This window comes from Mucilaginibacter sp. OK268 (assembly GCF_900103125.1).
Classification (GTDB): domain Bacteria; phylum Bacteroidota; class Bacteroidia; order Sphingobacteriales; family Sphingobacteriaceae; genus Mucilaginibacter.
In genome coordinates, this window is record NZ_FNJV01000001.1 from 397762 (window position 1) to 413692 (window position 15931).

At 45.8% G+C, this 15931-nt stretch carries 8 protein-coding genes; all 8 read left to right on the plus strand.

What is annotated here, in order from left to right; all coding sequences use genetic code 11:
• Positions 1 to 49: 49 nt before the first annotated feature.
• The 8 genes from BLR84_RS01700 to BLR84_RS01735 all read left to right on the plus strand — a co-directional run bounded on the left by BLR84_RS01700 (position 50) and on the right by BLR84_RS01735 (position 15923).
• Positions 50 to 3235 carry a SusC/RagA family TonB-linked outer membrane protein gene (locus BLR84_RS01700; RefSeq protein ID WP_090463448.1) on the plus strand — a complete coding sequence of 1062 codons (3186 nt, stop codon included), beginning with the start codon at positions 50 to 52 and terminating at the stop codon, positions 3233 to 3235.
• A 12-nt stretch (positions 3236 to 3247) separates the two neighbouring features.
• Positions 3248 to 5056: a RagB/SusD family nutrient uptake outer membrane protein gene (locus tag BLR84_RS01705; protein ID WP_090463451.1), complete on the plus strand. Its 1809-nt coding sequence runs from the start codon at positions 3248 to 3250 to the stop codon at positions 5054 to 5056.
• A gap of 56 nt (positions 5057 to 5112) precedes the next feature.
• Positions 5113 to 6774 carry a polysaccharide lyase gene (locus BLR84_RS01710; RefSeq protein WP_090463455.1) on the plus strand — a complete coding sequence of 554 codons (1662 nt, stop codon included), beginning with the start codon at positions 5113 to 5115 and terminating at the stop codon, positions 6772 to 6774.
• 237 nt (positions 6775 to 7011) lie between these two features.
• Entirely contained in the window at positions 7012 to 10110 is a 3099-nt protein-coding gene (locus BLR84_RS01715; protein WP_255366835.1) for a DUF6298 domain-containing protein, read from the plus strand.
• Between the two features lie 191 nt (positions 10111 to 10301).
• Complete coding sequence (locus BLR84_RS01720; RefSeq protein WP_090463458.1) at positions 10302 to 11687, plus strand: glycoside hydrolase family 140 protein; 1386 nt, start codon at positions 10302 to 10304, stop codon at positions 11685 to 11687.
• A gap of 75 nt (positions 11688 to 11762) precedes the next feature.
• Positions 11763 to 12638 (plus strand): glycoside hydrolase family 43 protein, encoded by an 876-nt coding sequence (locus BLR84_RS01725; protein WP_255366836.1) that lies wholly within the window; start codon positions 11763 to 11765, stop codon positions 12636 to 12638.
• Positions 12631 to 14466 carry a sialidase/neuraminidase family protein gene (locus BLR84_RS01730; RefSeq protein WP_090463461.1) on the plus strand — a complete coding sequence of 612 codons (1836 nt, stop codon included), beginning with the start codon at positions 12631 to 12633 and terminating at the stop codon, positions 14464 to 14466. Before BLR84_RS01725 ends, BLR84_RS01730 begins: the two co-directional genes overlap by 8 nt.
• Before the next feature lie 2 nt (positions 14467 to 14468).
• Positions 14469 to 15923, plus strand: a complete 1455-nt coding sequence (locus tag BLR84_RS01735) for a sialate O-acetylesterase (RefSeq protein WP_255366837.1) — start codon at positions 14469 to 14471, stop codon at positions 15921 to 15923.
• Positions 15924 to 15931 lie beyond the last annotated feature (8 nt).

Consider the following 15931-nt stretch of genomic DNA (forward strand, 5'->3'; position numbering starts at 1 on the left):
AATTATACCAATTAATTAACCTGATCATGAAAATTAAATTATCAAGTTTATGAGAAAACTTTTCCTCTTACTTTCGGTGTTGCTGTGCATAGGCAGTGCGCTAAAAGCCCAGGATCGTAACATAACAGGTACTGTTGTGGACGAAAAAGGTGCTCCTTTGCCGGGAGTTGCCATCCAGGTAAAAGGCAGCACCACCGGCACTATTACCAATGCCGATGGTAAATATTCAATTAAGGCTACTAACCTGCAAGCTATTGTGGTTGGAGCTAAGTTTCTTGGGTACAATTACCAGGAAAAATCATTGAAAATTGGCGAAATGAATGCCGATTTTAAAATGATGCCATCACAAAATGCCCTTGACGAGGTGGTAGTAGTAGGTTACGGTACCCAAAAGAAGATCCACTTAACGGGTGCGGTTGCGCCTGTGGATATGAAAGCTATTCAGGATATCCCTACTACCAACCTTGCGGCCGCGCTACGCGGAACAAATGCCGCGGTTAGTGTAACCGGAGGTATTGCAAGGCCGGGCCAAAGCGGAACAATCACTATCCGTAACCCTGTTTTCCTGGCAAAAAATGGCGGCAGTACTACACCCTTATATATCATTGATGGCGTGCAGCGTACCGAATCAGATTTCAACCTGCTTGATCAAAGCGAGGTTGAGAACATTTCGATACTGAAGGATGCTGCAGCGGCCATTTACGGTATTTTGGGCGCGAACGGTGTTATTGTTGTAACAACCAAACGTGGCCAGGCCGGCGGGCCAAAGGTGAGCTTTAGCTCCTCTGTTGGTGTGGCCGATGCCATTCAATTGCCTAAAATGATGTCGGGCTTTCAGATGGCTACCTATTTAAATGATGTTGAGCAAACAAGGTATAACCATACCATCACTCCCGAAGGTTATATCAACGGCGATTTAAGCAATAAAGATTTAAAATATTACACGCCTGATGAGCTTGACTATTTCAAAGCTAATAATCAAAATTTTTTGGAGCAGGCATTTAAACCGGCAGTAACAACCCGTAACGCGCTTAGCATAACAGGCGGTAACGACAAGGTGACTTATTTTGCAGGTGCTAACTATGTAAATCAAAACTCTAACTTTAAAGGTGTAAATACCAACCGCTTTGGGTTTAGGGCGAGTGTTGATGCAAAGGTGGCAAAAGGCTTAAAACTGTCATTGTCATTGAGCGAAGATCTCGCCAAAAGCAAAATATACTGGTATAAGCTTTCAAGCACCAGTGAAAGTCCGGACAACGACTTTCTGTCGCTTAACCAGGCACCACCATGGCAAAAATATTTTATTGACGGACACCCTGTATACTTAGGAACCAGCAATAACGATAACCTTAACTTTTTTGCTGTTCAAAACTCCAATAACTACACAGGTAATAATAATACCATATTTAATGGTTTAGCCAATTTGAGTTATGAAATTCCGGGTATTAGCGGGCTAACGGCCAATGTAAGCTATAACCGTAACATAAATAATGCTTTCAACAAGCAATATGGCTCAACATTTTATTACAATCAATATTCCGGCGAAGGGGATAACAACCATATTCCGGGAGGGACTGTAGTAGGCGTAAAAGCCATAAAAAATGGTGACAAGGTTCGCCTTACCCCGTCACTGGCCGATAATTACCAGTTCAACGCGAACCTCACTTATCACAAAAAGTTTGGTGCACATGAAATTACTGCGCTGGCATTATATGAGCAGTACGAATCATATAGCGAAGGTGTGGCAGCTGAGGTCATCGGAGTAATTGTGGGCGGAAAAGACAACCAGAACTTCACCACCGGCGATCAGTCATCAAACCAGGCTACTTTGGTAAAAGAATATGGCCGTAAGGCTGTTGCTGGCAGGGTAAATTATGCTTATGCCGATAAATACCTGGTTGAACTGGCCATGAGAGCGGATGCTAATACCAACTTTGCGCCGGGCCATCAATGGGGATATTTTCCGTCCGCTTCAGTAGGCTGGGTGCTTTCAAAAGAAAATTTCTTTAAATCAGTAAGCTTTGTTGATCTGCTGAAATTCAGGGGATCGGTTGGTTTGCTGGGTTCTGATAATACACCATCGTACTTATACGCGGTTAACTACCAGTTTGGTACCGGTAACAAAGGCGGCGCGGTTTTCGGTGGCAATGGCGACAGGGGTTTGGGTGCGCTGTTAAATATCGCTATCCCTAACGCTAATTTAACCTGGGACCACGACTTAAAAACGAACTACGGTTTGGATGCTGCTTTTCTGAATAACCGCTTATCAGTTTCTGCAGATTATTTCTGGGAGCACCGCTATGACATGCTTGCTTCATTAAACACCTCTGTTCCGGTAACTATTGGTGCAGCGCCATCTGCCGAAAACTATGGCATCATCAATACTTTCGGTTACGAGATCTCTGCAAGCTGGAAGGATAAGATAGGATCAAACTTCAGTTATAGTTTCAGCCCGTTCTTTGCCTGGAGCGATAATAAATATATCAAATATGATATCGCTGCCGCACAGGTTGGTACCATCCAGGATTTGACTGGTAAATCAGGTGATCCCGGTACACTGGGTTACAAATCGCTTGGTATCATCCGTACACAAGCCGATGCTGATGCTATCATTGCCCAAAGGGCTGCCGCCGCCGGTGGTGCGCAAAACGTTAAGATCTTCGGTTATACTCCGTCTCCCGGTATGATCAACTATGTTGATAAAAATGGCGATGGTATCATCAAACAAAATGATGTTAATGATCAGTTTTATTTAGGTCATAAAGCATCAAACCACTACAATCTTGGTCTGAACTTTGGCGGCACATACAAAACTTTAAGCTTAAATGTGGTGATGGGCATGAGCTGGGGTGGTAACCAGTCAATTGAGAGCGCGGCCATTAAACAGGCTACAGCTAACCAGAACAGGCCGGTATTTTGGACCGACCACTGGACCCCATCTAACCCAAATGCTAAATATCCCGATCCTTATTATTCAGACGATGTGAGTGCTACAAGTGATTTCTGGTTTGTTAGTCCCTTTACCTGGAATATTTCCAGCGCTAATTTAAGCTATACCCTGCCTGTTGGTTTAACCAAAAGGCTCGGCATGTCAAGCATAAGGGCATATGTGGTAGCTACAAACCCAATCAACTTTGTAAACCCGTTCCCTGATCATTATCGTGACATTTCATCACCATTTGGTGCATATCCGAACTTACGTACAGTATCTTTTGGTTTAAACTTAGGCTTCTAAACTTTGAAAGACATGAAATTATTTAAAACCATATTTGCAGCTTTGATCGTATCAGCCCTGTTTACAAACTGTAAAAAGGTGCTCGATAAAGAGGATCTTACCCATAGCACCCCAAGCCAGGTATTTAATGACTCAACGGTTGCTATATTAAACATCAATTACCTGTACACTGCTAATCAGCCGGGTTGGTTTGGCGACACCGGCGGAGCTATAGGCGGCGGCGGTGATAAGTGCGACGAATTTTACAGTGATAACGCTTTTGTAAAAGGAACTGTTACTATTGAAACCGTTGGTGATATCGGTACATCGGTAAACATCACCAATAACTACGGCCGTATCCGTAACATTAACCAAACCCTGCAGGACCTTGATGCCAGTACTTTACCGGCTTCTACCAAAAACAGGTATAAAGCACAGGCTTATTTTTGGAGGGCCTTCCGGTATTTCGATCTGGTAAGGCTATACGGTGGTGTTCCGCTGGTATTAAAACCGCTGGATGCCATTGGCCAGGATGCCAAAAACGCGGCCTTATTGCCTCGTAACAAAACTTCTGAGTGCTTTAAACAAATTGTGAGCGACCTCGACAGCTGTATCAAATACCTGCCCGCAAAATGGAACGGAAGTGATTACGGCAGGATCACATCGGCAGCTGCTGCCTCATTTAAAGGCAGAGTGTTGTTGACCTATGCAAGTCCTCAGTTTAATCCAAGCAATGATGCCGCACGCTGGCAAACCGCTGCTGATGCAAATGATAAGGCAATGCAGATCCTGACCGCCAATAATTACGGTTTAAACCCATCGTACGATAACATGTGGTTTACCGAAAGTGGCAGCAACCCTGAAGCTATTTTGGTTACCGGTTTTAACACGTCAACAAGCGATCAAAACCAAAATAACAATACTTATGATAACGCAACCCGTCCGGCTTATTTAGGTACTAAAGGTGGTTCAAACCAACCTACCTGGGATATTGTAAAATCATACCCAATGCTTGACGGTAAGGCTCCGGGAGCATCAGCAAAATATGCTTATGACGATTCAAAGTTTTTTGATAACCGCGATCCAAGGTTTAACAAAACTATAGCATACAATGGTTGTAACTGGCCTATAAACAGTAACACTTCATACCGTTTGTGGACCTACTTTTACTACAATAAGGCAGATGGATCGGGCGTTAAAACTACTGAACCTGCATCAGCAACAAATTCCGGATTTTACCTGCGTAAAGCTATCGATCCAAACGTTAGTGTAGCCAATGCACCATATGTAGGTACCGATTGGATGGAGATCCGTTATGCCGAGGTTTTACTAAACCAGGCAGAATGCGCCGCCGCATTGGGTAATGTAACCACCGGTTATACCAATATTGCCGCTATCAGGAAACGTGCAGGGATTGAGGCAGGTACCGATAACCTGTATGGTTTAGACGCAGGTATGAGCCCTGACCAGATGATTACAGCTATCATGAACGAGCGGAAAATTGAGTTTGCTTTTGAAGGTAAACGTTACTGGGACCTTCGTCGCCGTAAACTGCTCGAAAGCACGTTGAATGGTAAAAAGAGGACGGGGCTTACAGTTACGCTTAACAACAACGCGAGCGGCAAAGATTATATCACCGGTACACGTGATGCTTCCGCAGCGGCATCTTTAGATGATATGTACAGCACATTGTTCACTGTTAAAACAAAAACTTTGGATTCGTATACCATCGCGGTTCAGGCGGGCGATTACTTTTTCGGCATCCCCGCGGCTGCATTGTTAAACAATGTCAATTTACAGCAAAACAACACCTGGGGCGGGCCGTTTGATCCGCTTCAATAATCAATTAATTGAACGGCGGGTGCGCCACTTTAACAAGAGAATACATTATATAGCATATGAAAAAACACACAGCTTTATTTTTAGTAGCAGCGGCATTGGGTTTAGCTAAACCGGCTTTTGCCCAATACCCGGAGATACCGGAGAAGGTTAAAGCAGAAAGTGAAGCTTTGATGAAAGAGGCTACCCGTCGTTCAGATTCAGCATGGGCGGTTGCCCTGCCTATAATACAGGCCGATCAGCGCCGGGGAAAAGTATATGTACCATGGGCCGCGCGTCCAACCGATCTGCCTCAGGCAAAGATCCCGGCTTTCCCAGGTGCCGAAGGCGGTGGTAAATTTACTTTTGGAGGTCGTGGCGGCAAGGTATATGTAGTTACCAGTTTAGCGGATAGCGGCCCGGGTACTTTGCGTGAGGCTTGTGAAAAAGGTGGCGCACGCATCGTAGTATTTAACGTCGCGGGTATCATCCGCATCAAAACTCCGATCATTGTAAGAGCGCCATATATCAGTATTGAAGGGCAAACTGCTCCGGGCGACGGTGTTTGTATTGCCGGCGAATCATTTTGGGTGAACACGCATGACGTTGTAATCCGCTATATGCGTTTCCGCCGCGGCGAAACCAATGTTGGCCGCCGTGATGACGCTTTAGGCGGCAACCCGGTTGGTAATATCATTGCCGACCACGTATCTGCAAGCTGGGGTTTGGACGAAAATTTTTCCATGTACCGCCATATGTTTGATCCGGGCGATGGCTCGAAAGAAGAGAAACTGGGTACTGTGAACATCACTATCCAAAACTGTATCTATTCCGAATCGCTTGACTACTGGAACCATGCTTTCGGTTCAACAACAGGCGGCGAAAACAGCTCATTGATGCGTAACCTTTGGGCCGATAATACCGGCCGTAACCCATCAGTTGGTTGGAATGGTGTTTACAACTTTGTAAACAACGTCGTATTTAACTGGCACCATCGCTCAATGGACGGCGGCGATTACACCACCAATTATAACGTGATCAATAACTACTTTAAACCAGGGCCGGTTACACCTAAAAACGAGCCCGTTGGCCACCGCATCCTGAAACCGGAATCGGGCAGGAGCAAGTTGAAAGAAAAAGTATTCGGTCGTGTTTACGCCTCAGGCAATATCATGGAAGGTTATCCTGAAGTTACTAAAAATGCATGGAACGGCGGTATCCAGGTTGAAGGACCTGGCGGTAAGGAGTTACCTGATGCAGGCCCGTACAAGGATTATATGAAAGCCAACGAGCCTTTCCCTATGCCGCCGTTAACTATCATGTCGGCAAAGGATGCCTTTAAATTTGTCATCGCAAACGCCGGCGCGACATTGCCAAAACGCGACCCGGTGGATGTGCGCATCACTGAACAGGTACGCACGGGTAAAATCACTTATAAGGAAATGGAAACCGATACCGCTTACCAGTTTAAAGTGCGTAAACTGCCTAAAGACTCGTACAAACTTGGCATTATCACTGCCCCATGGCAGGTTGGCGGTTACCCTGAATATAAAGGTACGCCCTATAAAGATTCGGACAATGATGGTTTGCCTGATGCCTGGGAACTGGCACATGGTTTAAACCCTAAAGACGAAAACGATTCGGCGCTGCCTGCAAAAAATGGTGGCGGTTATACCAATATCGAAGTATATTTAAATACGGTAGCTGCCAAAGGCGAAAAGAAACTGGCTGCTTTGAAATAAAGGCTGCCATTGTAGAAGATCATTGCCGTTGGTTTTAACCAACGGAATAATTAAATGGGAACAAAGAGGGCTTTAGCCCAAATGCAGCTTGCATATTTAGGCTAAAGCCGGGATTTTTTAGCTTCTGTTACCGTTGGTTAAAACCAACGGCAATGAATGACATTTTAAAAAACTGCTATAATGCGGGGATTGAGGTTTATAAGGATTTATTTTTTGGTTGGTTTAATGACTGGGGGGATGCTTTTGCATACCCCCTTATTTGCGCAGGATAAAAAGAAAGCTCCTAAACCGCAACCGCCTGTAGCTGCCGACAAAAACGGCAAACTGGTTTACACAGTCGCTCCCAACGGCGACCGCATTCCCGATTATTCGTACTGTGGGTATATGGCTTCCGAAAAACCGGTCCCATTTGTGCCTGTAAAAGTTGTAGTGCCCCTAAAGGCCGGTGACGGTACATTGAGGATCCAGGCTGCCTTAGACTACGTGGCCGGTTTGCCTGCCGATAAAGATGGTTTCCGCGGAGCAGTATTGCTCAATAAAGGCGTGTACCAGGTAAACGGCAACCTAAAAATTAAGGCTTCGGGCGTTGTTTTACGGGGAAGCGGGATGGCTGCCAATGGTACTGTATTATTTGCAGCCGGAACCGACAGGGAAACTTTTATTCATATTACCGGAAAAAGTGACCGGCAAACATCTAAAGAAATTAAAATTACCGACGCTTATGTGCCGGTAAATGCCAATACCCTGCACATTGCCGATGGCGCAGGTATTAAAACCGGCGACATGGTTTTGATCCACCGCCCAAGTACGCAGGCATGGATCAATACAATAAAAACTGACCATTTTGGAGGTGACTTGACCGCTTTAGCCTGGAAACCCGGCGAGCGTGATATTTACTGGGATAGGAAAGTGGTTGCGGTTGATGGCAACGCGGTAACCCTTGATGCTCCTTTAACAACAGCTTTAGATTCGGCTTATGGAGGCGGCTTAATAGCTTCTTATCAATGGCCTGGCAGGATTGCACAAGTTGGTGTCGAAAATATAAAACTACAGTCGGCATATAATACAGCTAATGCTAAAGACGAGGCCCACCGTTGGGTGGCCATCACCATGGAAAACGTGAGTGATGCCTGGGTACGCCAGGTAACATTTGAACATTTTGCAGGTTCGGCAGTATTTGTTGCACCAACAGGTAACCGCATCACGGTTGAGGATTGTAAGTCACTTGCACCGGTTTCTGAAATAGGTGGGCAGCGCCGCAACACGTTTTTAACCATGGGCGGGCAAAACCTTTTTCAGCGCTTATATTCTGAGCAGGGCTTTCATGATTTTGCTACCGGATATTGTGCGCCGGGACCAAATGCTTTTGTACAATGTATGTCGGCAGGCTCGCTAAGCTTTAGCGGAGGTATCGATAGCTGGGCATCTGGTGTTTTATTTGATATTGCCAATATAGATGGGCAACCGTTAAGTTATATGAACCGGGGGCAGGACGGACAAGGCGCCGGATGGAGCGCCGCTAATAGTTTGTTTTGGAATTGTACTGCCGCCCGTGTTGATTGCTATCAACCTCCAACCGCTCAAAACTGGGCTTTTGGCACCTGGGCACAATTTGCCGGTGATGGATACTGGAGTACATCAAACAGCACCATAAGCCCAAGAAGTTTTTACTACACGCAATTAGCTAACCGACTGAATAAAGACGTAACTAAACAGGCCGGGATCTTGTATCCGGCTACCGAACCATCAAGCAGCCCGACGGTTGAACAGGCTGCTGAGCTGATGGCCGCTGCCCGGAAACCTGCGGTAACTATCAGCAACTGGATAGATCAGGCACCTAAAAGAAATTCGATTAATACTTCATCTGCAAATGCAAAAATTATTGATGAAATAGGATACAAAACTGCTGCAACTGCTGCGTTAGCTCCCAAAATGGTTGTTACCAACGGCTGGTTAACCCGTGGTAATGTGGTATTAACAGGCAGGCATTTTGAAACCCCATGGTGGAGCGGCACCGTTCATCCTGATTATACCGAAAAGGAAGCCAAACCGGCCATCACCCGCTGGGTACCCGGCCAAACCGGTACAGGTTTAACTGATGACCTGAACGCTGTAACTGATTGGATGCGGAAAGATAATGTCGTAGTTTTTGAGCATAATTACGGTTTATGGTATGACCGCCGCCGCGATGATCACGAGCGCATCCGCAGGATGGATGGCGATGTTTGGGCCCCGTTTTATGAACTACCCTTCGCGCGCAGCGGAAAGGAACTGGCTTACGACGGCTTAAGCAAATACGACCTTACAAAATATAATACCTGGTACTGGAGCCGCTTGAAACAATTTGCTGATCTCGCCGATCAGAAAGGCCTGGTGTTGGTTCATCAAAACTATTTTCAGCATAATATTATTGAGGCTGGCGCGCATTATACCGACTTTCCGTGGCGCACAGCAAACAATATTAACGGCACCGGTTTCCCCGAGCCTGTACCTTACGCCGGTGACAAGCGCCAGTTTATGGCCGAGCAGTTTTATGACGAAAACGATCCATCAAGGCGCAAGCTTCACATTGCGTACATCAATAAATGTATGGACAACTTTGCCGGTAACACCGGGGTGATCCAGCAAATCGGGGCGGAATTTACCGGTCCGCTGCATTTTATGAAGTTTTGGGTTGAAACTATTAAGCAATGGGAAGCAACGCATAAAAAGAAACAATTTATTGGCTTAAGCGCTACCAAGGATGTACAGGACGCCATCCTTGCCGATCCGGCAACTGCTTCGGTTATCAACGTGATCGACATCCGTTATTGGTATTACCAGGCCAACGGAACGGCTTATGCACCCATTGGTGGCCAAAGCCTGGCACCACGCCAGCAAGCCCGGATCTTTAAACCCAAGGCTGCATCATTTGAACAGGTTTACCGGGCGGTACATGAGTATCGCACTAAATATCCTGATAAAGCGGTATTGTTTTCTGCCGATGATTATGACCGTTTCGGCTGGGCGGTATTTATGGCTGGGGGATCATTACCCGTGCTGCCTGCAGGTACCAATAAAGCTTTCCTAACTGATGCAAGCGGTATGAAACCCATTGCGTTGCCCGGTTCGCCAAAAGACCAATGGGGGCTGGCATCGTCAAAAGGATATATTATTTACAGCAATAGCGGTGAGATCCATCTTGATCTATCAGCTGGTATCAGTTACAAAGCACAATGGATCGATCCAAAAACCGGCGAACTCTTGCGTGGTGAAGAAACGATAACAGGTGCCGCTAACACAGAAATTAACGGACAGGGGAACGGGGTTGCTATTTTGTGGCTGAGACGTAATTAAATGATTTGAAAAAATACATAAAAGAATAAAAAAGCGGGCATAGGGCAGTGCGATTCCCCTCTTGAGAGGGGCGGAGGGTTGTGTTTATTAAAGCGATAATAAACCGCGGATCAAACACACCCCTGCCATCACTCAACCCAACGCGCCCCCTTCAAGAGGAGAACTTTAAAAAATGCTATCGTTACTATATTATGCTTAAAAAAGCCACCATATTAATTGCCATTGCCTGTTTGTTTTTTGCATTTAAAAGCAATGAAACAACTATGCCGCCTTTAAGCATATCCACCAACCATCGCTACTTTATGGCCGGCGATAAGCCTTTTTTCTGGTTAGGCGATACCGGCTGGCTGCTATTCTCTAAATTAAAAAGGGAAGAAGCCGAACAATACCTTGATACTCGCGCCAAGCAGGGCTTTAATGTGATCCAGGTGATGGTGGTGCATAGCATCAAGGAAACCAATGCCTATGGCGATTCGGCCCTGAACAATAAAAATATAGCTCAACCTAAAATAACTCCCGGCAACACTTTCGGTAAGGGAAGGGCGTATGATTACTGGGACCATATCGACTGGATCATTACCAAGGCTGCCGAAAAAGGTTTGTACGTGGCGCTCGTACCCGTTTGGGGATCGGTTGTAAAAGAGAACCACATTGGTGCTGAAAAAGCGAAAGTGTATGCCGGATTTTTAGCCAAAAGATACCGTGAACGATCAAATGTGATCTGGATGAATGGCGGTGATATTGCCGGTTCAGATTCAGGGAAAACCTGGAATTCTATTGGTAATACTTTGCATGATTTGGACGGCTCGCATCTCATTACCTACCACCCGCGGGGACGAACACAATCATCAAAATGGTTTCATAACGAAAGCTGGTTAGATTTCAATTGCTTTCAGTCCGGCCATCGTACTTATGTACAGGATACTTCAAAAAAAGATTTAAAATACGGTGAAGACAACTGGCGCTATGTGGAAACGGATTACAATCTATCACCCGTAAAACCAACGCTTGATGCCGAGCCATCGTACGAAAAAATCCCTTACGGATTACATGATATCAAACTACCCCGCTGGACGGCTGCGGATGTAAGGCGCTATGGCTACTGGTCGGTTTTTGCCGGGGCCTGTGGTTATACTTATGGCGATAATGACGTGATGCAAATGCACAAACCAACAGATAAAGGCAGCGCATATGGCTCGAAAGGCTATTGGTATAATTCGGTTAACGATCCCGGTGCAAAACAGATGGATTACCTGAAAAAGTTGATGCTTTCGCGCCCGTATCTTGATCGTATACCGGATCAGTCATTAATTGCCGGTAATAACGGCGAAAAGTATAACAGGCTCATCGCTACCCGTGGCACAAACTACGCCTTTTTATATACCTATACTGGCAGGGAAATCAATGTAAATACGGATAAACTGGAAGGTACAAAGCTCAAAGCTTCCTGGTTTAATCCCCGTAACGGACAAATTACAGCTATCGGCACATTCGCGAAAGCCAAAACAATCAAATTTAAACCGCCCGGCAAAATATCAAACGGTAACGACTGGGTGCTCATTATTGATGCGATATAAGTGAACAGGACAATTAAACATATCAGCTTATTATTAGCTCTTGCATTGATGTTTTCATGCAGGGCAAGTAAAAGCGTGTACCTTTTTACATCGTTTCATGAGCCGGCCAATGAAGGTTTGCGCTTTTTGTATAGCTATGACGCTTATCACTGGAACGCTATAGACCACATCTTTATTAAACCTGAAGTTGGCGATGCCAGGATCATGCGCGATCCTTCCATCGTGCAGGGGCCCAATGGTACATATTATCTGGTATGGACGACTGGCTGGAAAAACGATAAAGGCATCGGTTATGCCAGTTCAAAGGATTTGATACACTGGTCGGCACAACAACATATTGAGGTAATGGCCAATGAACCTACCGCGGTGAATGCATGGGCACCGGAGTTGTTTTATGATGACGAGAACAAATATTTCATTATTGTTTGGGCCTCAACTGTTCCATTTAGGTTTCCAAAAGGACAGGAGGATGAGAATAATAACCATCGCCTTTACTACGCTACTACCAAAGATTTTAAAACGTTTAGTCCCTCAAAGCTTTTCCTTGATCCGGGCTTTAGTGTAATTGATGCGGAGATCGTAAAGCGGGCAAAAGATGATTATGCGCTGGTTATGAAGGATAACACAAGGCCCAATCGTAACATCTTGGTAGCATTTAGCAACAATCCTTTAGGGCCTTACAGCAATTATACACCAAGATTTACGGAACCATACAGCGAAGGCCCGAGCATGACTAAGGCGGGTAACAGTTGGCTTATTTATTACGATTCGTACCGCTTAAAAAGATATGGTGCTATGCGCACAACCGACTTTAAAACTTTTATAGATCTGGCCGATAGCGTAAGCGTACCGGTAGGGCACAAGCATGGTACCATATTTAAAGTCACCAAAAAACAGCTGGGGCAGCTTTTACAGGCAGCCGGGCAAACTAAGGAAGCTAAACATGAATAAGTTTATTATCATATTGTTTTTTATATCGATGGCCGGGATTGCCAAGGCACAGGATATCGTGCATTACAGCGGTAATACGGTTGCCAATGTCGATTATCATCATGGGCAACTGACGCCGGTAATTGGTGTGCATAGTAAGCAGATCTTCCGGGCCAACCGGAAGCATCCTGAACTGGCCGACGGTTATGGCTTTACCTATAACCATGCCCCCATGCTGGCTTACTGGAATAATACATTTTATGTTGAATACCTGAGCGATAAGGTAGGCGAAAGCGTGCCGCCAGGCCAAACCCTGCTCATAACCTCGAAGGATGGCGAAACATGGTCGAAACCCACGGTGGTTTTTCCTCAATATAAAATCCCTGATGGTACTACTAAAGAAGGGTATCCCGGAGTGGCTAAAGACCTGTATTCGGTGATGCACCAGCGCATGGGCTATTATACTTCCAAGTCAAAACGCTTGTTGGTGTTGGGCTTTTATGGTATTTGTTTAGACGGTCATGACGATCCGAACGATGGCTTAGGCATAGGCCGCGTGGTGCGCGAAGTTTTGCCGAACGGCAAATTCGGGCCGATATATTTTATCCATTATAACCCTAAATGGAACGAAAAGAATACCTCATTTCCTTTTTATAAAACCAGTAAGGACAAAGGTTTTGTACAGGCCTGTGATGAGCTGATGGCCAATCCGCTGATGATGATGCAGTGGGTAGAAGAAACGAATAAGAAAGACCCTCTGATCCCGCTGCATAAAGATTATAAAGCATTTAACTTTTATCACCTGCCCGATGGCCGGGTTGTTGGCTTATGGAAATATGCCCTTACTGCTATCAGTACCGATAACGGTAAAACATGGCCTACCAACGCTTCCCGCGCGCCGCGTTTTGTAAATGCCAACGCCAAGATCTGGGGGCAGCGCACATCTGATGGTAAATATGTTACCGTGTACAATCCATCGGAATTCCGTTGGCCGCTGGCATTATCGGTTAGTAAGGATGGATTGGATTATACCAACCTTTTGCTGGTTAACGGCGAGATCACCACCATGCGTTATGGCGGGGCTTATAAATCATACGGTCCGCAATATGTGCGTGGTATTGAGGAAGGGAACGGTACCCCGCCCGATGGCAAGCTTTGGGTAACCTATAGCATGAACAAGGAGGATATCTGGGTATCATCGATCCCGGTACCGATCACCGAAAAGGCGGATGCACATGCCAATGAAGTTTTTAACCAACTGCCGGCCGGCAAAGAACTGGAAAAATGGAATACCTATAGCCCGCAATGGGCACCTGCGGATATCGACAAAACACCAGACGGAGAACGTGCTTTGACATTAAAAGACAGCGACCCTTTTGATTTTGCCAAAGCCGAGCGGGTAGTACCTGTTTCAAAAAAATTAATGACCGATTTCACCATCACAGCCGGGCAAAACAACACCGGTATGCTGGATATTGAATTTCAGGATGAGAAAGGCACGGCTGCGATCAGGCTTACGCTTGATTCTGCCGGGCAATTCAGGACAAAGGCCGGGTACCGTAACAAAAACTTCATGAAATATGAGGGAGATACCCAGTTCCATGTAGTGATAAAGCTGAATACAGATACCCGCTTTTACACTGTGAATGTAAATGGTAAGGATGTACTTACCGGGCTGTTTTTTGCCCCGGTGCTGAGCGTAAACCGGGTTGTATTCCGTACCGGGGATATCAGAAGGTTTCCGGATGCCGATACGCCTACCGATCAGGACTATGATCGTCCAAACGCCGGCGAAACCGCGAAGCAAGCAGTTTTCTATATCAAGTCATTTAAAACAAGTAATTACTAATAATGCCGCGCCTGATAAAATATTGTTGGTTGACGATCTGCCTGCTCAGCTCCGGGATTGCCGGGGCGCAGGTGGTTTTGCCTAAAATATTGGGCAACAATATGGTATTGCAGCGTAATGCCCCCGTACCCGTTTGGGGTACCGCGTCGCCCGGCGAAAAGGTGACTGTAAAGTTCAATAAACAGAGCAAAACAACCACAGCCGATGCATCTGGCAAATGGATAGTGAAACTTGATCCAATGCAAGCATCCGCCAAACCAGCAACATTAACGATATCTGGTATAAACACTATAAAACTCGAAAATATTTTAGTAGGAGAGGTGTGGCTTTGCTCCGGCCAATCTAACATGCAGTACGAAATGCGCAAGAACAGCAAAGTGAAAAAGCCGGATACCAGTACGGAAAATTCCCCGGTTGATGAGTTGGAACGCGCGCATAACCCGCAGATCAGGATTTTCCTCACTACGCAGAAAAACTTGATTAAGCCTGATTCTATCCATTCTGGTTGGAGTGTTGCCGAGGATTCGGCTTTGAGAGCGTTTTCGGCGGCGGGGTATTTCTTTGCTAAAAACCTGCAGTATGATTTGAAAGTACCGGTGGGTATTATTTCATCGGCAGTGAGCGGAAGCCGGATAGAGCCATGGGTATCGCGGGAGGGTTTTGATGCTATCCCATATTTCAAAGCAAACAATATTAAGATCGATGGCGATCCAGGTAAATTCTATACTAAAATGATTGAACCGCTTGCCCCGTTTGCACTTAAAGGTTTTTTATGGTACCAGGGCGAAAGCAACTGCTTTTTAGGCGAAACCATCAGCTATACTTACAAAATGGAAGCGCTCATCAACAATTGGCGCAAATTATGGGGCGATAAAACACTGCCGTTTTACTACGTGCAGATAGCGCCCTATTACTATACCCAGGGTAAGGGACCGGTAACGTATACACCGTTCACTGAGCCGGAATTTCGCGAAGCACAGGCCGCCGCCTTGCAGGTTCCGCATACAGGTATGATCATCACTACCGACCTGAACGATGACCTTAAAAATATCCACCCGCCTTTTAAATGGGAGGTAGGCCGGAGGCTGGAATTACAGGCATTGGCCAATACCTATAAACACCCTGTAGTTTTTTCAGGGCCGGTGTATAAAAGCATGAAGATAAGCCGCAACAAGATCATTCTGGAATTTGATCACATAGGTGCCGGACTAACAAGCCATGATGGTAAACCGCTTACCGATTTTACCATTGCCGGTGCCGATGGAAATTTTGTTGCGGCCAACGCTACAATAAAAGACAATACGGTTGAAGTATCTGCCGGATCGATTACCAAACCCGTAGCCGTGCGTTTTGCCTGGTCGGAATCTGCACAGCCCAATTTTTATAATAAGGATGGTTTGCCTGCTGCATCCTTCCGCACGGATAACCCTTTGAAGTTTACCTTAACTGCTAACTGAATATACTA